This is a genomic window from Burkholderia sp. Bp9031 (genome assembly GCF_003857965.1).
GTDB classification, from domain to species: Bacteria; Pseudomonadota; Gammaproteobacteria; order Burkholderiales; family Burkholderiaceae; genus Burkholderia; species Burkholderia ambifaria_A.
In genome coordinates this window covers 35018-59831 of sequence record NZ_QTPW01000035.1, presented here as the reverse complement: position 1 = coordinate 59831, position 24814 = coordinate 35018, and the positions used below count along the sequence as shown (strand labels likewise).

Genomic DNA, 24814 nt, shown 5'->3' with positions numbered 1-24814 from the left:
GTGCACGCGTTCGCGCTCCAGGCGTTCAACGGCCTCAGCTACGGGTTGCTGCTGTTCATGCTGTCGGCCGGCCTGACGCTGATCTTCAGCGTGCAGGGCGTGCTCAACTTCGCGCATGCGAGCTTCTACATGCTCGGCGCGTACGTCGGCTACAGCATCGCGGCCGGTGCGGGTTTCTGGCCCGCGCTGGTGCTCGCGCCGCTCGCCGTCGGGCTGCTGGGCGCCGGCTGCGAGCGCTGGCTGCTGCGCCGCGTGCAGGCGCGCGGCGGCCATACGAGCGAACTGCTGCTGACCTTCGGCCTCGCCTACCTGATCGGCGAGGGCGCGAAACTCCTGTGGGGCCTCACGCCGCTGCCGGCCCCGGTGCCGCCGCTGTTCGACGGCGCGCCGGTGACCGCGTTCGGCCTCGCGCTGCCGCGCTACCGGCTCTTCATGATGACGATGTCCACGGCGATGCTGGTTGCGCTCGGCGCGCTGCTGCGCGTGTCGCGCATCGGGCTCGTCGTGCGCGCCGCGCTCACGCACCGCGCGGCCGTCGAGGCGCTCGGCTACGACGTACCGCGCGTGATGACGGGCCTGTTCGGCGCGGGCACCGCGCTCGCGGCGCTGGCCGGCGTGATCGGCGCGCCGCTCGCGGTGATCGAACCGGCGCTGGCCGAGACGGTCGGGTCGGTGGTGTTCGCGGTGGTCGTGATCGGCGGGCTCGGTTCGCTCGGCGGTGCGTTCGTCGCGTCGCTCGCGGTCGGCTTCGCGCAGACCTTCGCGGCGTCCAGCGACACGTCGCTGCGCGACCTCGCGCAACGGGCGGGCGTCGCGCTGCCCGACAGCGTCGCGGCCGTATCGATCGCGCAGCTCGCCCCGCTGGTTCCGTACCTGCTGCTCGTCGCGGTGCTGGTCGCCCGTCCGCGCGGCTTGTTCGGCGAGCGTGTCGATGGATAGCCGCGCGCGGGCCGGCGCGCTGCGCTGGGTGCTGTTCGCCGCGTGCGTCGCGCTGCCCGCGTGGCTGTGGCCGCATGGCGCGGTGCTCGGCTATCTCGCGCAGACGGCCGCGCTCGTCGTGCTCGCGCTGTCGTACAACCTGCAGCTCGGCACGACGGGGCTGCTGTCATTCGGTCATGCCGCGTTCGCGGGCCTCGGCGCCTTCGCCGCCGCGCACTGGTTCAATCGTGTCGGCGGTCCGCTGCCGCTGCTGCCGCTCGTCGGCGGCGTGGCCGGCGCCGGCTTCGGGTTCATCGCCGGGCTGCTCGCGACACGCCGCGCGGGCACCGTGTTCGCGATGATCACGCTCGGTCTCGCCGAATGCGTCGCGGCCGCCGCGTGGAGCGTGCCCGCGTGGTTCGGCGGTCTCGGCGGCGTGCCGATCGACCGCGCGAGCGGCACGCCATGGGGCGGCTGGCAGTTCGGCGCGCCGGCGCAGGCCTACGCGGTGATCGCCGCGTGGTGCATCGTGTCGGCGCTGGCGATGCGCGCGCTGACGCGCACGCCGCTCGCGCGGCTCGCGAACGCGGTGCGCGACAACCCCGCGCGCGTGGCGGCGCTCGGCACCGAGCCGCGCCGCGTGCGGCTCGCGATTGTCACCTGCGCGTCGTTCTTCGCGGGTATCGCCGGCACGCTGACGCTGATCGACGTCGAGATCGCGACGCCCGACAGCCTGTCGATGGCGCGCTCGGCGACCGTGCTGATCGCCGCGGTGATCGGTGGTACCGGCACGTTCTTCGGGCCGGCGGCCGGTGCCGTGGTGCTGACCGCGCTGAGCGTGGTCGTCGCGGGCGTGTCGCGTGCATGGGCGCTGTATCTCGGCGTGCTGTTCGTCGCGGTCGTCGTCGCGGCGCCCGGCGGGATCGCGGGCGTCGCACAGACGTTCGTGCATGCGTTGCGCCGCGACGCGCCGGCCGCCGAGCGCTGGCGCGTGCTGTGCGGTGTCGGCGCCTGCGTGTTCTGGGGCGTCGCGATCGTCTGCGCGGCCGAGCTCGGCTATGCGTGGCGCTTCGCGCAGGACGACGGCGCCGGCACTGCATTCGGCGCGTGGGGCATCGATGCCGATGCGCCGGCCGGCTGGGTCGTCGCGTGCTCGGCGGCCGGCATCGGCACGCTGCTGTGGGGCTGGCGCGCGCGGCTGATGAACCACGGGCATGGCAAGCGGGAGGGCGAGCGATGAACGGCAACGCGATCGCGCTCCACGGGATCGTGCAGCGCTTCGGCGCGCAGACCGTGCTCGACGGTATCGAGCTGAACGTGTCGGCCGGCGAGCGTCACGCGCTGATCGGGCCGAACGGCGCGGGCAAGTCGACGCTGTTCGGCGTGATTGCCGGCGCGACGCGGCCGACGCGCGGACGCGTCGTGCTGCACGGCGTCGAGTTGCGCGGGCGCGGGCCGGTCGTCGCGAGCCGGCTCGGCATCGGCCGCAGTTTCCAGCAGACGAGTGCGTTCGCGCGGCTCTCCGTGTTCGACAACCTGCGCTGCGCGGCGCTGCATGCGCCGGACGAGCGGCGGCGCTGGTGGAACCGGCTGCGCGAATCGGCGTCGGTCGATCGCGCGGCCGCGCGCGTGCTGCACGACATCGGCCTCGATGCGCGGCGCGACGCGCCGGCCGGCGAACTCGGCTACGCGGAACAGCGCGCGCTCGATCTCGGCATCGCGCTCGCGAGCGGCGCGCGCACGCTGCTGCTCGACGAACCGACGGCCGGCATGAACCGCGACCAGGCCGCGCGGATGATCGCGCTGATCCGCGCGACGACGCAGGGCCGCACGGTGCTGATGATCGAGCACGACATGGATGCGGTGTTCGGCTTCGCCGAGCGCGTCACGGTGCTGGTGCGCGGCGCGGTGGTCGCGACCGGTGCGCCCGACGCGATCCGCGCGGACCCGGCCGTGCGCGCCGCCTATCTCGGCGACGGCGCATGAGCGCGCTGCTCGACATTCGCGGCCTGCGCGCGTGGTACGGGATGCAGCCCGTGCTCGACGGCGTCGAGCTCGCGCTCGCGCGGAGCGAGACGCTCGCGCTGCTCGGCCGCAACGGCTCGGGCCGCTCGACGCTCGCGAAGGCCGTGATGGGGCTCGTGCGTACCGCGGGCTCGGTGCGCATCGCCGAAATCGAATGCGCGGGCGCCCGCACGTTCGAGATCGCGCGACGCGGCGTTGCCTACGTCGCCGAAAGCCGCGACGTGTTTCCGCTGTTGAGCGTGCGCGACAACCTGCGGCTCGGGCTGCGCGGTGCGCGCGGCGCGGCCGAACGCGTGGCGCTCGAGCGGCTGCTCGAGCGTTTTCCGCTGCTGGCCGCGCGGGCGGACGTGAAGGCCGGGCGGCTGTCCGGCGGCGAACAGCAGGTGCTCGCGCTGGTGCGCGCGCTCGCCGGCCGGCCGCGCGTGCTGATCGTCGACGAACCGGCCGAAGGGCTCGCGCCGCTCGCGGTCGACGAGGTCGGCGCCTGTCTCGCCGCGCTGCAGGCCGACGGCGTCGCGATCCTGCTGATCGAACAGCGGCTGCAGCTCGCGCCGCGGCTCGCGCAGCGCGTCGCGGTGATGGGGCGCGGGCGGATCGTCTACGACGGCGCGCTTGAAGGGGTCGGAGGCGACGTTGCCCGCGCATGGCTGAGCGCCGGCTGATCGCCCGCGCGCCGATTGTTCGGCAAACCCCGCCAGTCAATTCGTGGCGAGCCGCTTTATCGCCGTCGCGCGAACCGCGAAGATTGCCAGCAAGGTCGGTATGCCGCGAAACGTGCCACCGGCATCCATCCATCGAAAGTCATCCAACTGAGGAATCCAATCATGAGCAAGCTGGCAGGCAAGGTAGCGATCGTCACGGGCGGTTCCAAGGGGATCGGCGCCGCGATCGCGAAGGCGCTGGCCGCCGAGGGCGCGTCGGTCGTCGTCAACTATGCGAGCAGCAAGGCCGGCGCCGACGCCGTCGTGAGCGCGATCGTCGAAGCGGGCGGCCGCGCGGTCGCGGTCGGCGGCGACGTGTCGAAGGCAGCGGACGCGCAGCGCATCGTCGATACCGCGATCGAGACCTATGGCCGGCTCGACGTGCTGGTCAACAATTCCGGCGTCTACGAATTCGCGCCGATCGAAGCGATCACCGAAGAGCACTATCGCCGACAGTTCGATACGAACGTGTTCGGCGTGCTGCTGACGACGCAGGCGGCCGTCAAGCATCTCGGCGAAGGCGCGAGCATCATCAACATCAGCTCGGTGGTGACGAGCATCACGCCGCCCGCGAGTGCCGTGTACAGCGGCACCAAGGGCGCCGTCGACGCGATCACGGGCGTGCTCGCGCTCGAGCTCGGCCCGCGCAAGATTCGCGTGAACGCGATCAACCCGGGGATGATCGTGACCGAAGGCACGCACAGCGCGGGCATCATCGGCTCGGACCTCGACCGGCAGGTGCGCAGCGAGACGCCGCTCGGCCGCCTCGGCGAGCCGGACGACATCGCGTCGGTCGCCGTGTTCCTCGCGTCGGACGATGCACGCTGGATGACCGGCGAGCGCCTCGTCGCGAGCGGCGGGCTGCACTGACCGGGCGAGTCGGCGCGCGCCGCTACGCGATCATCGCGAGCGCGTTCGCGCCCACATGCCAGCGCAGGCTCTCGACGACGAGCGCGTGGTCGCGCTCGTCGTCGAGCCCTGCGATCGTCATCGCGCCGACGATCCCGCCGCCGGCAAGCCGCAACGGCACGCCGCCGCCGTCGAGCGCATAGTCGGCGTCCGACAATCCCTGCGACTGCAACGACCATCCGGCGCGGCGAAAGCGCGCGCCGACCTCGAGCGAGCTGGCGCCGAAACGGAACACCGTGTTCTGCCGGCGGCGGATCGCGTCGCTGTCGTCCGCGCGGCTGCCGTCGAGCGCGCAATAGAACAGCGGTGCGGTTTCACCGGCGATGCCGACCGCGATCGGCAGCCCGCGGCGCGATGCGAGATTGACCGCGATGTCGCCGAGCCGGCGCGCGACGTCGGCATCGAAGCGCGGCAGCATCGGCGCCGACGCTGGGTCGCGGAAGGGCGTGGGTGCGAAGCGCGGGAAGGGGATTGCCATGGCGGCTCCGTGTCGTCGCAAGTCCGGCTCGTGCGCGCGCGTGCTGCGTCGCGCGCCGGCCGTCGATCGTTCAGCGCATCAAACCGTCAGCGCTTGGGCGCCGCGTCGAGCATCCATTCGTGCGCGGGATCGTTCTTGAACGCCCACGCGCGGCTCGGCCCGGCCATCACGTTCAGGTAATACAGGTTGTAGCCGTGCGGCGCGACGACCGGGTGGTAGCCGCGCGGCACCATCACGACGTCGTGGTTCTCGACCGCGCACGCTTCGTCGAGGCTGCGATCGTCCGTGTACACGCGCTGGAACGCGAAGCCCTGCGGCGGATCGATCCGGTGGTAATAGGTTTCCTCGAGCGACGTTTCGTCGGGCGCCGCATCGCGATCGTGCTTGTGCGGCGGATAGCTGCTCGAATGGCTCGCGGGCGTGATCACTTCGACGACGAGCAACCGGTCGGCAGCCGAGTTGTCGCCCATCAAGATGTCGCACACGTAGCGCGTGTTGGTGCCTTGTCCGCGCACCGCGCGGCGCATCCGTTCGCCGTCGAGGCGCTGCACGCGCTTGTCGCCGCTCGCGTAAGGCGCGGTGCACAGCGCGACTTCCGCGTCGCGCGTCGCGACCAGCGTGACGGTCTCGCCGCCCGGCACATACAGCGCGTCCGGCGATACTTCCTCGAACACGCTGTCGCGCTTGCCGAGCGCGTCGTAGGTTTCGCCGTCGACTACGGCACGCAGCGTGCCGGTGAGCACGACGACGCACAGTTCGCGCGCGCCGGTGTCGAGCGTTTCGGTGTCGCCGGCCTTCAGGCGCAGCGCGCGAAAGCCGACGTGTTTCCAGCCGGCCGACTCGGGCGTCACGTTGCAGATTTCGCGGTCGGCGGATGCCTTGACCAGCAGGGGAGAAATCGTCATGGGGTGAGGGTCCTCGATGAGATGACAGGGCTCACGCGCTCAATCGGTCGACGATCGCGCGCAGCGACTCGTAGCCCTTCTTCGCATACTGATAGCTCGGCGCGACGGCCGGGTCCTGCTCGGCCTCGACGACGAGCCAGCCTTCGTAGCCGGCGTCCTTCAGCGTGCGCAGCGTCGCTTCGTAATCGAGCGCACCGTCGCCCGGCACCGTGAAGGTGCCGTTGATCACGCCGTTCAGGAAGCTCCAGCCGCCGTTGCGCGCCTGCGTGACGACCTGCGGGCGCACGTCCTTGCAATGCACGTGCACGACGCGTGCCACGTGCTTCTTCAGCAGTGCGACCGGATCGGCCGCGCCGCCGAAGTACGCATGGCCCGTGTCGAACAGCAGGAATACCTTCGCGGGATCGGTCAGCGCCATCAGGCGGTCGACGTCGTCCGGCGATTCGACGTACGCGCCCATGTGGTGATGGTAGGCGAGCTTGATCCCGTAGGCCTCGAGCAGGTGTGCGCCGAATGCGTCGAGGCGTGCCGCGTAGCGCCGCCAGGATTCATCGTCGACGAAGCGCGGCCGCTTCGCGACCGGCGTGTCGATGCTGCCCTGGATCGTGCCCGCGCATTCGCCGTACACCACGACCTTCACGTCGTTGATCTGCAGCTTCGTCATGTGCGCGCGGCAGCGCTCGATCTCGGCGGCGAGCGCGTCGGCATCGCTCATGCCCGGCGCGACTTCCGCGAGGAAGCCCGAATACCAGCCCGACACGCACACGAGCCCGAACTCGGCGAGCTTCGCCTTCAGCTCGGGGCCGGTCTTCGGGAACTTGTTGCCGAGCTCGAAGCCCGCATAGCCGATCTCGGCGCCTTCCTTCAGCGCCGTCTCGAGCGGCGTCTCGCCGCCGAGCGACGGCAGGTCGTCGTTCATCCACGACAGGGGATTGATACCGATGCGAACGTTCCAGCTCATGACGTGCTTCCTTGGTTCGAATGTTGTTTTCGCGGGGCGGGGCAGGGAAACGAATCAGCGCCGCTGCCGGGTTTTCTCGTCGAGATACGTCTGGTGCGCGCGTTCGACGCCGGCGCGCGCGGACACCTGCGGCACCGCGACTTCCCACCATGCGCCGCCGTCCGCGGTCGTGCGCGCGTGCGTCGTGTCGATCACGAGCACCTGGCTCGTCTTCGCCGCGCGCGCACGCTTCATTTCGCGGCGCAATTCGCCCACGTCGCGCACGTGCACGGCTTCGGCGCCCATCGCGCGCGCATGCATCGCGAAGTCGATCGTCGAGCGTTCGCCGCCTTCGGGCACGCAGTCGTCGAGCATGTTGTTGAAGCTCGCGCCGCCGCAATTCAGTTGCAGCCGCTCGATGCAGCCGTAGCCGCGGTTGTCGAGGATCACGACGATGATCTTGCGGCCGAGCATCACGGACGTCGCGAGCTCCGCGTTGAGCATCATGTACGAGCCGTCGCCGACGATCACGATCACTTCGCGCTCGGGCCGCGCGAGTTTCGCGCCGAGGCCGCCCGCGACCTCGTAGCCCATGCACGAGTACGCATAGTCCATGTGATAGTTGCCCGGCATGCCGCTGCGCCACAGCTTGTGCAGCTCCGCCGGCAGCGTGCCGGCCGCGCACACGACGAGATCGTCGCGCGCGCTGTCGCGCCCCGCGTCGGCCGCGGAGTCGCGCACCGCGCCGATCACTTCCGCGTCGTACGGCAGCGTGTCCTTCGGCACGCGGGTGGTCAGTTCGGTCACGCGCGCATGCCACGCGGCGGCCTGGTCGCGGTTTGCGGCGGTCCACGCCGCCTCCGCTTGCCAGCCCGCGAGCGCGGCCGACAACTGGCCGAGCCCCGTGCGCGCATCGGCGATCAATTGCCGGCCGCGCTTCTTGCCCGCGTCGAACGGCTGCACGTTCAGGCTCAGCAGCGTCGCATGGCCGAACAGCGCGTGCGAGCCGGTCGTGAAGTCCTGCAGGCGCGTGCCGACCGCGAGCACCACGTCGGCCTGCGCGGCCGCACGGTTCGCGGCGGGCGAGCCCGTCACGCCGATCGAGCCGAGGTTCAGCGGGTGGTCCCACGCGAGGCTGCCCTTGCCGGCCTGCGATTCGGTGACCGGCACGCCGTGCGTATCCGCGAACGCGCGCAGCGCGTCCCACGCCTGGCTGTACAGCACGCCGCCGCCGGCGACGATCAGCGGTTTCTTCGCAGCCTTCAGCACGTCGAGCGCTTCCGCGAGCTCGAGCGCGTCGGCCGGCGGCCGGCGCATCCGGATCACCGGCGGCGCGAAGAAATCCTCGGGCCAGTCGTATGCGAAGGTCTGCACGTCCTGCGGCAGCGCGAGACACACGGGCCCGCACTGGGCGGGATCGGTCATCACCTGGATCGCGCGCGGCAGCGCGACGAGCAACTGCTCGGGCGACGTGATCCGGTCGAAGTAGCGCGTCACCGGCCGGAAGCAGTCGTTCGCGCTGACGTCGCCCTGCTCGAAATCCTCGACCTGCTGCAGCACCGGGTCGGGCAGCCGCGATACGAACACGTCGCCGGGCAGCAGCAACAGCGGCAGCCGGCCGACGTGCGCGAGCGCGGCGGAGGTCAGCATGTTGGTCGCGCCGGGGCCGATGCTCGACGTCGCGGCCATCATCCGCTGGCGGAAATTCGCTTTCGCGAACGCGACGGCCGCATTCGCCATCCCTTGCTCGTTATGCGCGCGCAGCGTCGGCAGACGGTCCTTCTCGGCGTGCAGCGCCTCGCCGAGCCCGGCGACGTTGCCGTGGCCGAAGATCGCGAACACGCCGCCGCAGTACGGCAGGATCTCGGTGCGGCCGTCCGGCTGGACGACTTCGGCGCGCAGGGCGGCCAGGTAGCGCACGAGCGCCTGGCTGACGGTCAGTCTCACGGTGGTGGTCATCGTTTGTCGATCATGAAGAGTCGGGTGGTCATCACGGGCATCGGCATCAGGCGGCTGCGGCGGCGCGCGCGGCGGCACGGCGGCCGAGCCACGCGTCGACCAGCTGCGCGAAATTGCCGGCCACTTCGTCGATCAGCGCCTGGTCGTCGATCCGGCCGGCAAGCCAGTGCAGCGACGCGTCGGCCCACAGCGTGCGCCCGACCATGAAGCCCTTGACGATCGGGTTGGTCGCCGAGCGGAAGCTGTCGACGAGGTATTGCAGCGGCTGGTTCAGCCCGAGGATCACCGCGCCGCGGCAATGGCGGTCGCGCTCGGCCACGAGCGCCTCGAGCCGCGCCCAGCCGTCGGCGCTCATCGGCGCGAGCTTCCACCACTCGGGCATCACGCCGAGGTTGTAGAAGCGCGCGACCGTACGCAGCACCGCGTCGTCCTCGGTGCCGGCTGGCGTGACCGCGCGCGGCGGAATGATTTCCAGCAGCAGTTCGTTGCCGCTCGCGCGCGTGGCTTCCCACAGCTCCAGCACGCGCTGCTCCTGCGCGACGCGCAGGTCGACGTCGTCGTCCGGGTGGTAGTGGACCAGGCACTTCACGACCTGTTCGGTCGGCCAGTGCGTGAGCGACGAGCCGACCGAGCGCGTGTCGTCGAAGCACAGCGGCCGCGAGCCGGGCAGCTCGACCGGGCGGCCGACCCACCAGCCGCGGCCGGTGGCCGATGCGAGCGCGTCGCTGCCGTATGCGCCGCCGTCGATCAGCACGCCGACATGACCTTCGATATGACGATCGCGCTCGACCTGTTCGGCCGCGCGCACGAGCAGGCGCTTCAACGTCTTGATCCGCGCTTCGTCCGCGCCGGCCTGCACCGCGAGTTCGTAGAACTGGCTGCGATGGTCGAACGCCATCACGCACAGGTCGTCCCATGCGCGACGCGGCACCGTCACGCGATGCAGGTGTGCCAGCGTGCGATCGGCGTCCACCTGCGGGTTGCGGCTGCCGCCGAACCAGTGCGCGAGTTCGGCGGGCGTCGGCATCGCGGCCGAGCACGCGTGGCGCGACACGACGATCGCGCCGCACGCATTCGCGATGCGCGTCGATTCGGCCCAGTCGCGCCCGCGTAGCAGCCCGGACAGCAGGCCCGACAGGAACGCGTCGCCCGCGCCGAGCACGTTCAGCACGTCGACGCGTTCGCCGTGGAAGGTCGGTGCATCGTCGATGCGGGCGGGGATGTCGCCCTCGATCACGCAGCAGCCGAGCGCGCCGCGCTTGACCACCAGCACCGCGCTGCTCGCGCGGCGCACGGCCTGCAGCGATGCGATCAGGTCGTGCGGCACGCCGCCCGCGATCAGGAACTCCTCTTCGGTGCCGACCAGCAGGTCGAATTCGCCGAGCACCTGCTGCAACTGCCGCGTGACGTGCGCATCCGGCACATAGCGGTTCTCGCCGGCGCCGCGCGCGGTCAGCCCCCACAGCACGGGCCGGTAGTCGATGTCGAGGATCCGCACGACGCCGTGGCGGCGCGCATACGCCAATGCCGTCAGCGACGCTTCGCGGGTGCCGGGTGTCGAAAGATGGGTGCCGGTGATCGCGAGCGCGCGGCAGCCGGCGATGAAGTCCTCGCGGATCTCGTCGGCGCGCACGGCCATGTCCGCGCAGTTCTCGCGCACGAACAGCAGCGGGAACGTGTCGCGATCCTTCAGCCCGAGCAGCACCAGCGCGGTCAGCCGTTCCGGATCGGTCTGCAGCTGGCTCGTGTCGCAGCCTTCGCGCTCGAGCGTCTCGCGCACGAAGCGGCCCATCTGCTCGTCGCCGACGCGCGAGATCATCGCGGTTTTCAGCCCGAGCCGGGCGACGCCGAACGCGACGTTGCCCGACGAGCCGCCGAGATACATCTGGAAGCTGCGTGCGTCCTCCAGGCGGCTGCCGTACTGCTGCGCGTAAAGATCCACGGCGACGCGGCCGAGGCAGGCGAGATCGATGGGGCGGTCAGTCGGAAAGTTCAACGGGCTCATATCACGTATCACGCTCGCGGCCGGCGTGCGACCCTGCCGGCAGATTGGGGGACCGATCCTGCGACGGCGCTCCGTCACGTGTGCGGCACGACACGGGAATACCTGCCGCGAGGAATCGGGCTACGGAACGGAGTCTAGACTTTTTGGAAATCCAGTTCCCTAGGTGAAATAACGTAGAAATAAATTTCCAAATTTTCGAGGAAGTGATCTACAGTTTCATCCGGATGCTTGAGTCCGGATCGGACTCGGCCCGACGGCGCGCAACGCGCCGCTTTCCGCCCCCGGAGATGAGAGGAGACAGAGTGATCATGAAGACCAAGCTGATGGCCGCCGCGGCCGCCGCGATCCTGGCCATGCCGCTCGCGCATGCCGAGAAGATCGGCGTGACGATGGCATCGTTCGACGACACGTTCCTGACGATCCTGCGCAACAGCATCGGCGACGCGGCAAAGAAGGACGGCGCGACCGTGCAGATCGAGGACGGCGGCAACGACGTCGGCAAGCAGTTGAGCCAGGTCCAGAACATGATCGCGCAGAAGGTCGACGCGATCATCGTGAATGCGGTGGACACCGACGCGACGCCGAAGATCACGAAGATGGTGACCGCCGCGAAGATCCCGCTCGTCTACGTGAACCGCAAGCCGGTCGACTTCGACAAGCTGCCGGCCGGCGTCGCGGTCGTCGCGTCCGACGAGAAGCAATCGGGCACGCTGCAGGCGCGCCAGGTGTGCAAGCTGCTCGACGGCAAGGGCGACATCCTCGTGCTGATGGGCGAGCTGTCCAACGAGTCGGCGCGCGCGCGTACCAAGGACATCGAGGACGTGATCGCGACCAAGGACTGTTCCGGCATGAAGATCGTCGACAAGCGCGAAGGCAAGTGGAGCCGCACGCAGGGCCAGGACATCACGATGAACTGGCTGAGCTCCGGGACCAAGTTCGACGCGATCGTGTCGAACAACGACGAAATGGCGATCGGCGCGATCAACGCGCTGAAGGCCGCGCGCAAGCTGACGCCGAAGACGGTTGTCGCGGGCATCGACGCGACGCCGGACGGGCTCGCGGCGATGAAGAGCGGCGAGCTGAAGGTGTCCGTCTACCAGAACGCGGCCGGGCAGGGGCAGCAGGCCGTCGCGGCCGCGCTCAAGCTCGCGAAGAAGCAGCCTGTCGACCGCTACGTGAACGTGCCGTTCGAGCTCGTCACGCCGGAGAACATGAACCAGTACGCGAAGCACTGACCGGTTTTACCGCTGAACTGCGCGAGCCCGGCGCGTCCGGGCTCGCGTGTGACTTTCGAGGAACGTCCATGTTTACAGCCAGGATGGCGCGCTCGATGGCCAGCGAAAGCGCGCCGGCCGCCTCGCGCGCCGCACCCGGTTCGCCCGGTGCGCCCGCCGCCGATTGCCTGCTCGAGGTGCGCGGCGTCGGCAAGTCGTTTCCCGGCGTCGTCGCGCTCGACGGCGTGCAGTTCCGCGTGCGCCGCGGCACCGTGCATGCGCTGATGGGCGAGAACGGCGCCGGCAAGTCGACGCTGATGAAGATCATCGCCGGCGTCTACACGCCCGACCAGGGCGAGATCCTGATCAACGGCGAGCCCGTCGTGCTGAACGGCCCGCTCGACGCGCTCGATCGCGGGATCGCGATGATCCACCAGGAACTCAACCTGATGCCGTACATGACGGTCGCGGAGAACATCTGGATCCGCCGCGAACCGAAGAACCGCTTCGGCCTGATCGATCATGCCGAGCTGCGCCGCCGCACCGCCGCGCTGTTCGAGCGGCTGTCGATCGACATCGACCCGGAAGCCGACGTGCGCACGCTGACGGTCGCGAGCCGCCAGATGGTCGAGATCGCGAAGGCCGTGTCGTTCGACTCCGACGTGCTGATCATGGACGAGCCGACTTCCGCGCTGACCGAGAAAGAGGTCACGCACCTGTTCCGGATCATTCGCCAGCTGCGCGAGCAGGGCAAGGGCATCGTCTACATCACGCACAAGATGAACGAGCTGTTCGAGATCGCCGACGAGTTCTCGGTGTTCCGCGACGGCAAGTACATCGGCACGCACGCGTCGACCGACGTCACGCGCGACGACATCATCCGGATGATGGTCGGCCGCGAGATCACGCAGATGTTCCCGAAGGAAGAAGTGCCGATCGGCGAGGTCGTGCTGGCCGTGAAGAACCTCGGCGTCGACGGCGTGTTCCGCGACGTCAGCTTCGAGCTGCGCGCGGGCGAGATTCTCGGCGTGGCCGGCCTCGTCGGCTCGGGGCGCTCGAACGTCGCGGAGGCGCTGTTCGGCGTCGTGCCGGCCACCGCCGGCGAGATCCGGATCGACGGCAAGCCGGTGCGCATCACGACGCCCGCGCAGGCGATGAAGCACGGGATGGCCTTCCTCACCGAGGACCGCAAGGACACCGGCTGCTTCCTGAATCTCGACCTGCTCGCGAACATGGAAGCGGCCGTGCTCAGCAACCGCTACGTGAAGTTCAATTTCGTGCGGCAGGCGCAGCTGAAGCGCGACTGCGAGGAAATGAGCCGGATGCTGCGCGTGAAGACGCCCGGGCTGCACGAGGAGATCCAGAACCTGTCGGGCGGCAACCAGCAGAAGGTGCTGATCGGCCGCTGGCTCCTGACCCAGCCGCGCATCCTGATCCTCGACGAGCCGACGCGCGGGATCGACGTCGGCGCGAAGGCCGAGATCCACCGGCTCGTCAGCGCGCTCGCCGGCAAGGGCGTCGCGGTACTGATGATCTCGTCGGAGATGCCGGAGGTGCTCGGCATGAGCGATCGCGTGATGGTGATGCACGAAGGCCGGATGACCGGCATCGTCGAACGCAAGGACGCCGACCAGGTCCGCATCATGGACCTGGCCTCGCGCTGAGCCGCAACAAGCATGGAGACAACTGAAATGGGCAACCTGAATCCGGTCGCGGACGCGCAGTCCCTGACGATCAAGACGCGGCACGCGAAGTGGCCGCCCGAACTGAGCATCTTCCTGGTGCTGGTGGGCATCAGCCTGTTCTTCGAGGTGATCGGCTGGATCGTCGTCGGGCAGAGCTTCCTGTTCAACGCGGAACGGCTCGAGATCATCGTGCTGCAGATGGCCGTGATCGGCATCATCGCGGTCGGCGTGAACCTCGTGATCATCACCAGCGGGATCGATCTGTCATCGGGGTCGGTCGTCGCCGCGGCGGCCGTCGTGTCGGCCAGCCTTGCGCAGGTGTCCGATTTTCCGCGCGCGGTGTTCCCGCACCTGACCGACCTGCCGATCATCTGGCCGGTGCTGGCGGGCGTATGCGTCGGGCTGCTGGTCGGCCTGCTGAACGGCTCGCTGATCGCGCTGACCGGCATCCCGCCGTTCATCGCGACGCTCGGCACGATGGTGGCCGCGCGCGGCTTCGCGAAGTGGTTCACCAACGGGATGCCGGTGTCGATGCTGACCGACCAGTTCGCGGCGATCGGCGCGGGCGCGAACCCGGTGATCATCTTCGTCGTGGTGGCCGCGATCTTCCACGTCGTGCTGCGCTACACGCGCTTCGGCAAATACACGTATGCGATCGGCGCGAACCGCCATGCGGCCGTCGTGTCGGGCATCAACGTGACGCGCCACCTGGTGTTCGTCTATGCGATCGCGGGCCTCCTGAGCGGCATCGCCGGCACCGTGACGGCCGCGCGTGCGATCTCCGGCCAGTCGGGCATGGGCGTGATGTACGAGCTCGACGCGATCGCGGCCGTCGTGATCGGCGGCACGTCGCTGTCGGGCGGCCTCGGACGCGTGACGGGCACCGTGATCGGCGTGCTGATCCTCGGCGTGATGACGTCCGGCTTCACGTTCATCCGGATCGACGCGTACTACCAGGAGATGGTCAAGGGCGCCATCATCGTCGCGGCCGTGATCGCCGACCAGTACCGCAACAAGAAGTCGCGCCGCTGAGCGGCTGCGATCGATGCCGACAGCGACCGGGAAGAAGATGAAGATTGCTCTGGATCCCTGCATGATTCGCGACCTGCCGCTCGACCGGCTGCCGCACGCGTTCGCCGAGCTCGGCTACGACCGGATCAAGCTGTCCGGCGCTACGTCGAGCGCCATTTCGAGCACGCGGCGCGCTGACCCGCTGTTGGCCCGCGGTCGCCCCGTTGCCTGACCCATTGCAGACCGGCGCGGCACGGGCCGCGCCGTTGATGAACGACAGACTGGAGATATCCGGATGACCTTGCAAATCGGCGTGATCGGCTGCGGCGCGATCGGCCAGGACCATATTCGCAGGCTCACGCGCACGCTGTCCGGTGCACGCGTGGTGGCCGTCAACGACATCGATCCGCAGCAGGCGCGCGATGCAGTGACGACGTACGGGCTCGACGCGGAAATCTACGCCGACGGCCACGACGTGGTCGCGGCCGCGGACGTGCAGGCCGTGCTCGTCACGTCGTGGGGGCCGACGCATGAAGCGTTCGTGCTTGACGCGATCGCGCACGGCAAGCCGGTGTTCTGCGAGAAGCCGCTCGCGGTGACCGCCGAAGGCTGCATGCGGATCGTCGAGGCCGAGGTCGCGCACGGCCGCCGGCTCGTGCAGGTCGGCTTCATGCGGCCGTACGACGAAGGCTATCGCGCGCTGAAGCGCGTGATCGACAGCGGCGAGATCGGCGCGCCGCTGATGCTGCATTGCGCACACCGCAACCAGTCGGTCGGTGAGCGCTACACGACCGACATGGCGATCACCGACACGCTGATCCACGAGCTCGACGTGCTGCGCTGGCTGCTCGGCGAGGACTACGCGAGCGCACAGGTCGTCTACCCGAAGAAGACGCGCCATGCGAGCGCGCATCTCGCCGATCCGCAGATCGTGCTGCTCGAAACCGCGAGCGGCGTGCGCATCGACGTCGAGATCTTCGTCAACTGCCAGTATGGCTACGACATCCAGTGCGAGGTGGTCGGCGAGAACGGCATCGCGAAGCTGCCCGACCCGCCGGCCGTCGGGCTCAAGCATGCGGCGCGGCAATCGGTCGAGATCATGACCGACTGGAAGGAGCGCTTCATTGCGTCGTACGACGTCGAGCTGCAGGCATTCATCGACGGCGTGCGGCAGGGCGCGCTGACCGGCCCGTCCGCGTGGGACGGCTACGCGGCGGCGGTCGCGGCCGACGCGTGCGTGCGCGCGCAGCAAAGCGGGGCGGTCGAGCCGATCGCGATGGCCGAGCGTCCGGCGTTCTATCGCGGCTGACCTGCGGCCATGCGGCTACGCGCGCGGCCGTGTGCCGCCTTCGTGCCGGACTGACCGACATGACGATGCGGATTGGTCGCGCACCTCGCTGCCGGGGCGTCGATGACATGAGCAACCCGCACCAGCCGCCGTGGCGGCAGGTGCGCGCCGACGCCGCGCAGGCCGGCTATTCGTCGGGCATCGAGCTCGGGCCCCCGCGGCTACCTCCCGCTCGAACTCGACGTGGTGAGCGCTGAGCTCGACCGGCAGCGCCTGGGCATCACTGCCGGCACGATCTTCGACGATCTGGTGTCGCCGGAGAACCTGCCGAACCCGCTGCGCCAGACGCGCGAGATCTGCGCGCTGGTCCCGCGTCGGCCGGATTCGCGTGAACGATCGACTGCCTGAACCTCTGAACCTCTGAACCTCTGAACCTCTGAACCTCTGAACCTCTGAACCTCTGAACACCTGAACACGGACAGGAACACGACAATCATGATCGACGGACAGATTCTGCTCGGACATTCGATTCCCTGGGGCATGGTCGGCGGTGGCCTCGGCAGCCAGATCGGCTACAGCCACCGGTCGGCCGCGGTGCGCGACGGCAGCTTCCAGCTGGTTGCCGGCGCGTTCGATATCGATGCCGAGCGCGGCCGGCAGTTCGGCGTGAAGCTCGGTGTCGACGCCGAGCGCTGCTACCCTGACTACCGGACGATGTTCGACGCCGAGGCGAAGCGCGCCGACGGCATCCGCGCGGTGTCGATCGCGACGCCGAACAATACGCACTTCGAGATCTGCCGCGCGGCGCTGAACGCGGGGCTGCACGTGGTCTGCGAGAAGCCGCTGTGCTTCACGACCGAGGAGGCCGAGACACTGCAGCGGCTGTCGGTCGAGAAGAACCGCATCGTCGGCGTCGCGTACGGCTATTCCGGACACCAGATGATCGAGCAGGCGCGCGAGATGATCGCGCGCGGCGATCTCGGCGAGATCCGCATCGTGCAGATGCAGTTCGCGCACGGCTTTCACAGCGAGGGTGTCGAAGCCGCCAGCGCGGCCGCACGCTGGCGCGTCGACCCCAAGTTCGCGGGCCCCAGCTACGTGCTCGGCGACATCGGCACGCACCCGCTGTACATCTCGGAAGTGATGGCGCCCGCGCTGAAGATCCGCCGGCTGATGTGCTCGCGGCAGAGCTTCGTGAAGAGCCGCGCGCCGCTCGAGGACAACGCGTTCACGATCATGGAATACGACACGGGCGCGATCGGCTACGTGTGGTCGAGCGCGGTGAACGCCGGCTCGATGCACGGGCAGAAGGTGCGCGTGATCGGCTCGAAGGCGAGCGTCGAATGGTGGGACGAGCATCCGAATCAGTTGCGCTACGAAATCCAGGGGCAGCCCGCGCAAGTGCTCGATCGCGGGATGGGCTATCTGCATTCGCACGCATTGCGCGAGGATCGCATCGGCGCCGGGCACCCGGAAGGGCTGTTCGATGCGTGGTCGAACCTGTATGCGCGCTTCGCGCTCGCGATGGACGCAGCCGATCGCGGCGACGCACAAGCGTTGAAGGACATCCGCTTTCCGGACGTTCACGCGGGCGTCGAAGGCGTGCGGTGGGTCGAGAATTGCGTGCGTTCCGCCGACGCGGGCGGCGTGTGGGTCGACTATCGTTGAGCGTTGCCGGCCGGCGTACCGCATCGGGCGCCGGCCTTGGTAGACGCCCTAATCTTTACGACGCCGCGAGCACGTTGGAAAATTGTTTCCAGCAGCACATGGAGCGTGTGCAGGTGATGATCGAGCGCGTGGGAGCGAGCATGCGGCACGGGCCGTGCCGCAAACGTGATTAAATTCGCCCTTCATGCATGTATTCAGGGGAGTCCCGGGCCGCGGCCGTCAGCTGCGCGCGCACCGGGGCCGTCAACTTCGCGCTATCCGATGAGTTCATCCGAGAAACCTCCCGCCACCGTCGAGCAGTTCCTGCAGCATCTGACGCAGGAATACGACGGCCTCAGCAATCGCCTGAAGGTGATTGCGCGTCACGTGGAAACGCATCGGGACCAGCTTGGCCTGGAAGGCATCCAGTCGCTCGCGGAGGCGTGCGGCGTCCAGCCGTCGGCCGTCGTGCGGTTCGCGAAGCATTTCGGCTTCTCCGGCTTCTCCGAGATGCAGCGTCTGTTCCGCGAGGGCCTGGCCCAGCAGATCGCGCCGGGCCGCGCGTACAACCTGCGATTGCGCGACGTGATCGAATCGGGCTCGTCGAGCCTGCAACCCGAGCAGATCGCCGACGAATTCATCAAGGGCAGCATTGCCGGGATGCAGCAGCTGCGGCAGACGCTCGATCCGCAGGCGCTCGCGCAGGCCGTCGACCTGCTCGCCGACACGCAGGCGATCTGGATCGCCGGCTCGCGGCGCGCGTTTCCGATCGCCGTGTATCTCGACTATGCGCTGCAGCACACCGACAAGCGCATCGGCCTGTTCAGCGCGCTCGGCAGCATGCATCTCGGGCAGATCCGCTCGGTGCGCGAGGGCGACGTGATGATCGTGATCTCGTTCATGCCGTATGCGGAAGAGACGGTGCAGGTCGCGCAGCAGGCCGTGCAGCGCGGCGCGCGCCTGATCGCGATCACCGACAGCCGGATGAGCCCGCTCGCGCGGGAGGCCGAGGTGACGCTGATGGTGCAGGACAGCGAGACGTTCGGGTTCCGCGCGCTGACCGCGACGATGGGCCTCGCGCAGAGCCTGTTCGTCGCGCTCGCGTACCGGCTCGAGCTGTCGTACCTGCCGACCTCGGACGGCGCGCACGGCACGAAGGCCGGCTGACGCCGGCCTTGCATTTGGCCGCCGCGCGCGGAATCGACCGGCGGGCGGCGCGTCGACGACGCTTACTTCGCGGTCGGCATCGCGAACTCGGCGCCCTTGCCGATGCTCGACGACCAGCGCTGCATCACCGACTTCTGACGCGTGTAGAAGCGCACGCCTTCCTCGCCGTACGCATGCATGTCGCCGAACAGGCTCTTCTTCCAGCCGCCGAAGCCGTGCCATGCCATCGGCACCGGAATCGGCACGTTGATGCCGACCATGCCGACCTGGATGCGCCGCGCGAATTCGCGCGCGATGCCGCCGTCGCTCGTGAAGCATGCGACGCCGTTGCCGAACTCGTGCGCGTTGATCAGGTCGACCGCTTCGCCGAAGTCCTTCACGCGCACGCAGCCGAGCACCGGCCCGAAGATTTCTTCCTTGTAGATGCGCATGTCGGGGCTCACGTGATCGAACAGCGTGCCGCCGGTGAAGAAGCCTTCCTCGCGACCCGGCACACGCAGCCCGCGGCCGTCCACCACGAGCTGCGCGCCTTCGCTGACGCCTTGCTCGATATAGCCTTCGATGCGCTTGAGCGCCTCGCCGGTGACGATCGGGCCCATCTCGACTTCCGGTGACATTCCGTCGCCGATCACCAGCTTGCGCGCGCGCTCGGCCACCGCCGGCACGATCTTGTCCGCGACGTCGCCGACCAGCACCGCAATGCTGATCGCCATGCAGCGTTCGCCGGCCGAGCCGTACGCGGCGCCGATCAGCGCATCGACCGCCTGCTCGATGTTCGCGTCGGGCATCACGACGAGGTGGTTCTTCGCGCCGCCGAGCGCCTGCACGCGCTTGCCCGACTGCACCGCGCGCTGCTGCACGTAGGCCGCGATCGGCGTCGAGCCGACGAAGCTGACGGCCTGCACGTCCGGATGGTCGAGCAGCGCGTCGACCGCGCCCTTGTCGCCCTGCACGACGTTGAACACGCCGGCGGGCAGGCCGGCCTGCGTGAGCAGGTCGGCGATGAACAGCGCAGCCGATGGGTCGCGTTCGCTCGGCTTCAGCACGAACGTGTTGCCCGTCGCGAGCGCGACCGGGAACATCCAGCACGGCACCATGCACGGGAAGTTGAACGGCGTGATGCCCGCGACGACGCCGAGCGGCTGGCGCATCGTCCAGTTGTCGATGCCGGTGCTGACCTGGTCGGTGAAGTCGCCCTTCAGCAATTGCGGCACGCCGCATGCGAATTCGATGATGTCGATGCCGCGCGCGACTTCGCCCTGCGCGTCGGAGAACACCTTGCCGTGCTCGGCCGTGATGATCGCCGCGAGCGTGTCGCGGTGCTCGTTCATCAGCTGCAGGAAGCGGTGCAGCACGCGTGCGCGGCGGATCGGCGGCGTCGCGGCCCAGGCCGGGAACGCGGCGTGGGCGGAGGCGACGGCCTGCTGCACTTCGTCGCCGTCGGCGAGCGCGACGCGGCGCACCGCGCGGCCGAGCGCGGGATTGAGGACGTCCTGGAAGCGGCCGCTGCGGCCGGCAACGGACGCGCCGTCGATGTAGTGGCCGATGTCGGCGTCGGACGTGTAGGCGGGAACCGGGTTCATCGTGTCTCCTGGGGATGGGGGTGGACGGAACCTAGTCTAGGCAAAGCGGCGGGGCGGGAGAAGGCCGCGTAGCTTGATTCACTGTTCAGAATTCTGAATAATCAGTGGATGAATCAGCAAAATGTCCAGGCGCTCTGGCCGCATATCCATTCGCTGACGGTGCTGGCCGCGGCCGGCAGTTTCACGGCCGCCGCGCAGCGGCTCGGCATCAGCAAGGCCGCGATGAGCCAGCGCATCGCCGATCTCGAGAAGGCGGCCGGCGTGCCGCTCGTGCGGCGCACCACACGCAGCGTGCGGCTCACCGATGCGGGGCAGACGCTCGTCGACAGCACGCGCGACGCGTTCGAGTCGATCGGCCAGCACTTCGCACGGGTGAAGGACCTGGCCGGCGAACCGCGCGGGCTACTGCGCGTGACGGCGCCCGTCGCGCTCGGGCGCCAGCAGGTGGTGCCGCACCTGCCCGATTTCCTGCGGCAGCATCCGGGCGTGCACATCGAGCTCGACCTGTCCGACCGGCTGCATTCGCTGACGCAGGAGGGTTTCGACCTCGCGATCCGCCATACGACGACCGCGCCGCAGACCCACGTCGCGTGGAAATTGTGCGACACGCGTTCGTTGCTGGTCGCGAGCCGCGACTACCTCGACGCGCGCGGCGCGCCGCGCCACCCGAGCGAACTCGTCGACCACAGCTGCCTGTGCTACCTGCGCGACAACGAGCCGGCCGCCTGGAGCTTCGAGCCGGACGGCCGGCGCCGCCAGCGCGTGAGCGTGCCGGTGCGCGGCAGTTTCGCGGCCAACAACAGCGAGGCGATGCGCGAGGCCGCGCTCGGCGGGCTCGGCATCGCGCTGCTGCCGGATTTCAGCGCGCAGCGCGATCTCGACGCCGGCCGGCTCGTCGCGCTGCTCGACGGCTGGCGGCCGTCGGGCGCATTCGGCGACCACATCTTCGCGATCCGGCCGTACAGCCCGGTCGTGCCGAGCGCGGTGCGCGCGCTTGTGCGGCACCTGCGCGAGCGGCTCGCGGGCGGTTTCTCCGGCGCCTGACGCGCGCTTGGCGGGACGAGCGCGGGCGTGCCGCGTCGCATGGCCGGCCGCCCGGGCAGCCGCAGTCGCGCTGCGGTAAAATCGCCGCTTCCTCCAGCGCCCGTGTGGCGCGTCATTCGAAGGTCGACAGCCGATGCAGATTCACAAGGAAGTGGACGCGCGCGGGCTCAATTGCCCGTTGCCGATCCTGCGCGCCAAGAAAGCGCTCGCCGATATGGAGAGCGGGCAGATCCTCAAGGTGCTCGCGACCGATCCCGGCTCGCAGCGCGATTTCGCCGCGTTCGCGAAGCAGACGGGCAACGAGATCGTCGAAGTGACGACCCAGGACAAGACGTTCGTGTTCCTGATGCGCCGCCGCTGACGGCACGCATCACGCGCCTCTCGCAGCACCCGGGCGGGCCGCGCCTCCGCCGCCTCTGACAATTCTTAAACCTCGTCGCACGGCCGGCTGCTTATACTGGCCCGGCCGGTCGTCCGTCCCGGATGGATGCGCCGGCCACGGTACGTCATGCGAGGCGGGCACGGGGGGCTGCCTGACGCTGCCGTCGCAGAAACGGGGAGAGCATGTCCTTCAGACCAGGGACCATTCGAAGTCCGTCCGCAGCGGAACGCTTCGCGCCCGCGTGCGCGACGGGGTCGAGCCGGATCGAGCTCGACCCGCAACAGGATCGCCACGCGCGTGCCGCGCTGGAGGCGTATGCCGATTCGGCGGCGGCCGAGATGCCGTGGCTGGCCGAATCGCTCGACGAACGGCTGCGCGACGCCGCGCAGGACGACCGCGCGGGCCTCACGTATTGCGGTGCGACGATCGAGCGCGTGTTCGATCTCGCACAGGCGTGGGCGGCGAGTCAGCCCGACTATGCGGCGCCGGCGTGGGAGCGCGTGCGCGGCCAGTTGGAGCGGATGCTGAGGCAGCCCGCGCTGCGGCAGCCCGAGCGGGCGCTCGTCGCGCGGTTGCGGCGCATGTCGACTGACGATTTTGCCGGGCCGGTGGCCGGCATGGCGGGCGCGGACTAGGCACGCGATCGCGCGAAGAGAAGGATTATTCGAACAAAGGACCGTAGTCCGCGCAATTTCTTGGCGAATTTCATACTACTATGATGAAATCGCCGGTTCGTCCGTGCCCCGTTTTTGAGATATTTCGCCGGGGCGCCGTGCCGCGCAGGTTGCGCGCTCGGCAAACGACGGCTCGCCGGCCGGTGTCGAAAGCCGCGCACGTGTTGCGCGGCGGGGTACGCGCGGGGAGCTGAACTGGACGAATCGATTTCGATTTGCGGGGTGCTATGAGAATTGCTGTACTGGATGACGATCCGGCCCAGACGGATTTCGTCAGTCAAACGCTGACGGCCGCCGGCCACACGTGCTATGCGTTCAAGGAAGGCAAGGCCCTGAAGAAGCGTCTGCAGCGCGAGACGTTCGACCTGCTCGTGCTCGACTGGAACGTGCCTGACATGTCCGGCGAGGAAGTGCTCAAGTGGGTGCGTGCGAACCAGACCGAGCACAGCCTGCCGATCATCTTCATGACGAGCCGCGACGACGAGGCGGGGATCACGCAGATCCTCAACGCCGGCGCCGACGATTACGTGGTCAAGCCCGTGTCGGGCCCGATCCTGCGCGCGCGCATCGGCTCGCTACTGCGCCGTGCTTATCCGGTCAACGCCGAAGCCACCGTTCGCGAGTTCGACCAGTTCCGCTTCGACGTGAACCTGAAGCAGGCGTACGTCGGCGACAAGGCCGTGAGCCTCACGCAGAAGGAATTCGAGCTCGCGCTGCTGCTGTTCCAGCACCTCGACCGGCCGCTGTCGCGTGCGCACATTCTCGATCTCGTGTGGAAGCAGGCGACGGACATCCCGTCGCGCACGATGGACACGCACGTCTCGATGCTGCGCACGAAGCTCGGTCTGCGGCCGGAAAACGGCTATCGCCTTGCGCCGATCTACGGCTACGGCTACCGGCTCGAGCGGGTCGGCCAGGGAGAACCGGAGTGACCACGCGAATCACGCGGCCCGCGGCGGCACTGCTCGCGGCGTGCGCGGTCGCATTTGCGTTCGCGGCACAGCAGGCCGCTGCGCAGCCGCCGGCTGCCGCGGGCAAGATGGTCGTCTACCGTACGCACGCCGGCGACACGCTGTACGACGTCGCCGCGCGCTATCTGCAGGGTCCGGACGACTGGCAACTGCTGCAGCAGATCAACGGCGTGCCGGCTCCGAAGCATCTGCAGCCCGGTATCGCGCTGAAGCTGCCGGTCGCGCGGCTGCGCAAGGAAAAACTGACCGCGCGCGTCGTCGCGGTGCAGGGCACGGCCGAGCGCGCGTCCGGCGACGCCTACGCGCCGCTCGCGAACGATGCGGCGCTCGGCGAGGGCGACCGCGTGCGCACCGGCGCGAACGGCTTCGTGACGCTCGAACTCGTCGACGGCACGCACATGAGCCTGCCCCCCGACAGCCAGCTCGACCTGAAGACGCTGCGCCGCACCGTGCTGACCGGCACGCTCGATCGCGAGTTCGAACTCACGCGCGGCTCGGTCGACAGCGAAGTCACGCATCTGAAGAAGCGCGACGACCGTTTCCAGATCCGTTCGCCATCGGTCGTGGCTGGCGTGCGCGGCACGCGGTTTCGCGTGAACTACGACGCGGCCGGCAACGCGGCGACGCGCGTCGAAGTGCTCGACGGCACCGTCGGCGTCGCGGGCAAGCGGCAGCCGGCCGACCCGACGCTCGTGCATGCGAACTTCGGCAGCATCGCGACGTCGTCCGGCGCAGTCGGCGCACCCGTCCAGCTGCTGCCCGCACCGGCGCTCGCGCACCCGGACAAGGTGCAGGACGAGCCCGACGTCGCGTTCGACATCGCGCCGCTCACCGATGCGCATGCGTACCGCCTGCAACTCGCGCACGACGCGGGGATGCTCGACCTGTTCCGGGAAACGCATACCGATACGCCGCGTGCGGTGTTCCGCGACGTGCCGAACGGCACGTACTTCGTGCGGGTCGCCGCGATCGACGCTAACGGCCTCGAAGGCTTGCCGCGCACCTATGCGTTCGAGCGGCGCCAGATGGGGCTCGACGCGACCGCGTCACCCGGCGCCGGCGGCTACGAATTCCGCTGGTCGCCGAACGGCTCGGGCAAGGATGCGCACTATCGGTTCGTGCTGTCGCGCTCGAAGGACCTGAGCGCGCCCGTCGTCGATCAGGTCGGCCTGCAGGCGCGCAAGATCACCGTTGCGCATCTGCCGCCCGGCGACTACTACTGGGCGGTGACGGTCGAGGAGTTCGAAGGCGGCAAGTTCTATCAGAAGACGAGTCCGGTCAGCGCGTTCACGTTGTCGCGCTGACTCG

Annotated in this window: 22 protein-coding genes and 2 pseudogenes; 18 read left to right on the top strand and 6 right to left on the bottom strand. The window is 69.1% G+C overall.

Features of this window, described 5'->3' with window-relative positions; genetic code table 11:
• The 5 genes from DIE15_RS31320 (at window position 1) to DIE15_RS31300 (ending at window position 4514) form a co-directional block, all read left to right on the top strand.
• Window positions 1-939, top strand: a complete 939-nt coding sequence (locus tag DIE15_RS31320; protein WP_124835178.1) for a branched-chain amino acid ABC transporter permease — start codon at window positions 1-3, stop codon at window positions 937-939.
• Window positions 932-2158: a branched-chain amino acid ABC transporter permease gene (locus DIE15_RS31315; protein WP_124835176.1), complete on the top strand. Its 1227-nt coding sequence runs from the start codon at window positions 932-934 to the stop codon at window positions 2156-2158. Before DIE15_RS31320 ends, DIE15_RS31315 begins: the two co-directional genes overlap by 8 nt.
• Entirely contained in the window at window positions 2155-2904 is a 750-nt protein-coding gene (locus DIE15_RS31310; RefSeq protein WP_124835174.1) for an ABC transporter ATP-binding protein, read from the top strand. Before DIE15_RS31315 ends, DIE15_RS31310 begins: the two co-directional genes overlap by 4 nt.
• A complete protein-coding gene (locus tag DIE15_RS31305) occupies window positions 2901-3605 on the top strand; it encodes an ABC transporter ATP-binding protein (RefSeq protein WP_124835172.1) in 705 nt (234 codons plus the stop codon). Before DIE15_RS31310 ends, DIE15_RS31305 begins: the two co-directional genes overlap by 4 nt.
• Window positions 3606-3767: 162 nt before the next feature.
• Complete coding sequence (locus tag DIE15_RS31300; RefSeq protein ID WP_124835170.1) at window positions 3768-4514, top strand: glucose 1-dehydrogenase; 747 nt, start codon at window positions 3768-3770, stop codon at window positions 4512-4514.
• Window positions 4515-4536: 22 nt separating this feature from the next.
• Here DIE15_RS31300 and DIE15_RS31295 read toward each other — a convergent pair whose 3' ends face one another.
• The 5 genes from DIE15_RS31295 to iolC form a co-directional block, all read right to left on the bottom strand.
• On the bottom strand, window positions 4537-5031 hold the full coding sequence (locus tag DIE15_RS31295) for a heme-degrading domain-containing protein (protein ID WP_057924249.1): 495 nt from the start codon (window positions 5029-5031) through the stop codon (window positions 4537-4539).
• Between the two features lie 86 nt (window positions 5032-5117).
• Window positions 5118-5936 carry a 5-deoxy-glucuronate isomerase gene (iolB, locus tag DIE15_RS31290; RefSeq protein ID WP_124835168.1) on the bottom strand — a complete coding sequence of 273 codons (819 nt, stop codon included), beginning with the start codon at window positions 5934-5936 and terminating at the stop codon, window positions 5118-5120.
• 31 nt (window positions 5937-5967) lie between these two features.
• The gene (gene iolE / locus DIE15_RS31285) at window positions 5968-6897 is read right to left on the bottom strand and encodes a myo-inosose-2 dehydratase (RefSeq protein WP_124835167.1); all 930 of its coding nucleotides are present in this window, start codon (window positions 6895-6897) and stop codon (window positions 5968-5970) included.
• Between the two features lie 54 nt (window positions 6898-6951).
• Window positions 6952-8835, bottom strand: coding sequence for a 3D-(3,5/4)-trihydroxycyclohexane-1,2-dione acylhydrolase (decyclizing) (gene iolD / locus DIE15_RS31280; RefSeq protein WP_124835166.1), 1884 nt, complete (start codon window positions 8833-8835; stop codon window positions 6952-6954).
• A gap of 46 nt (window positions 8836-8881) precedes the next feature.
• Complete coding sequence (iolC, locus tag DIE15_RS31275; RefSeq protein WP_124835165.1) at window positions 8882-10840, bottom strand: bifunctional 5-dehydro-2-deoxygluconokinase/5-dehydro-2-deoxyphosphogluconate aldolase; 1959 nt, start codon at window positions 10838-10840, stop codon at window positions 8882-8884.
• Window positions 10841-11148: 308 nt separating this feature from the next.
• Between iolC and DIE15_RS31270 the strand changes: the two genes are divergently transcribed.
• From DIE15_RS31270 to DIE15_RS31235, 8 genes and pseudogenes are all read left to right on the top strand, one after another.
• Window positions 11149-12075 carry a sugar ABC transporter substrate-binding protein gene (locus DIE15_RS31270; protein ID WP_124835164.1) on the top strand — a complete coding sequence of 309 codons (927 nt, stop codon included), beginning with the start codon at window positions 11149-11151 and terminating at the stop codon, window positions 12073-12075.
• A gap of 68 nt (window positions 12076-12143) precedes the next feature.
• Window positions 12144-13718: a sugar ABC transporter ATP-binding protein gene (locus DIE15_RS31265; protein ID WP_124835163.1), complete on the top strand. Its 1575-nt coding sequence runs from the start codon at window positions 12144-12146 to the stop codon at window positions 13716-13718.
• Between the two features lie 27 nt (window positions 13719-13745).
• Complete coding sequence (locus DIE15_RS31260; RefSeq protein WP_057924255.1) at window positions 13746-14771, top strand: ABC transporter permease; 1026 nt, start codon at window positions 13746-13748, stop codon at window positions 14769-14771.
• A gap of 37 nt (window positions 14772-14808) precedes the next feature.
• Window positions 14809-14907: pseudogene (locus DIE15_RS31255) on the top strand (sugar phosphate isomerase/epimerase); the annotation flags it as partial.
• A 138-nt stretch (window positions 14908-15045) separates the two neighbouring features.
• Window positions 15046-16059 (top strand): Gfo/Idh/MocA family protein, encoded by a 1014-nt coding sequence (locus DIE15_RS31250; protein WP_057924256.1) that lies wholly within the window; start codon window positions 15046-15048, stop codon window positions 16057-16059.
• Window positions 16060-16118: 59 nt separating this feature from the next.
• Window positions 16119-16419, top strand: a pseudogene (locus DIE15_RS31245) (AP endonuclease); the annotation flags it as partial.
• A gap of 114 nt (window positions 16420-16533) precedes the next feature.
• Window positions 16534-17706, top strand: a complete 1173-nt coding sequence (locus DIE15_RS31240) for a Gfo/Idh/MocA family protein (RefSeq protein WP_124835162.1) — start codon at window positions 16534-16536, stop codon at window positions 17704-17706.
• Between the two features lie 261 nt (window positions 17707-17967).
• Entirely contained in the window at window positions 17968-18852 is an 885-nt protein-coding gene (locus DIE15_RS31235) for a MurR/RpiR family transcriptional regulator (RefSeq protein WP_057924258.1), read from the top strand.
• A 62-nt stretch (window positions 18853-18914) separates the two neighbouring features.
• Here DIE15_RS31235 and DIE15_RS31230 read toward each other — a convergent pair whose 3' ends face one another.
• The gene (locus DIE15_RS31230; RefSeq protein ID WP_124835161.1) at window positions 18915-20435 is read right to left on the bottom strand and encodes a CoA-acylating methylmalonate-semialdehyde dehydrogenase; all 1521 of its coding nucleotides are present in this window, start codon (window positions 20433-20435) and stop codon (window positions 18915-18917) included.
• Window positions 20436-20543: 108 nt separating this feature from the next.
• Between DIE15_RS31230 and DIE15_RS31225 the strand changes: the two genes are divergently transcribed.
• From DIE15_RS31225 to DIE15_RS31205, 5 genes are all read left to right on the top strand, one after another.
• Complete coding sequence (locus tag DIE15_RS31225; protein WP_006759565.1) at window positions 20544-21479, top strand: LysR family transcriptional regulator; 936 nt, start codon at window positions 20544-20546, stop codon at window positions 21477-21479.
• 133 nt (window positions 21480-21612) lie between these two features.
• Window positions 21613-21840 carry a sulfurtransferase TusA family protein gene (locus DIE15_RS31220; protein ID WP_006753156.1) on the top strand — a complete coding sequence of 76 codons (228 nt, stop codon included), beginning with the start codon at window positions 21613-21615 and terminating at the stop codon, window positions 21838-21840.
• 203 nt (window positions 21841-22043) lie between these two features.
• Window positions 22044-22496 (top strand): hypothetical protein, encoded by a 453-nt coding sequence (locus DIE15_RS31215; RefSeq protein WP_057924260.1) that lies wholly within the window; start codon window positions 22044-22046, stop codon window positions 22494-22496.
• Between the two features lie 266 nt (window positions 22497-22762).
• Window positions 22763-23467, top strand: coding sequence for a response regulator transcription factor (locus tag DIE15_RS31210; RefSeq protein ID WP_057924261.1), 705 nt, complete (start codon window positions 22763-22765; stop codon window positions 23465-23467).
• Entirely contained in the window at window positions 23464-24810 is a 1347-nt protein-coding gene (locus tag DIE15_RS31205) for a FecR domain-containing protein (protein ID WP_124835160.1), read from the top strand. Before DIE15_RS31210 ends, DIE15_RS31205 begins: the two co-directional genes overlap by 4 nt.
• Window positions 24811-24814 lie beyond the last annotated feature (4 nt).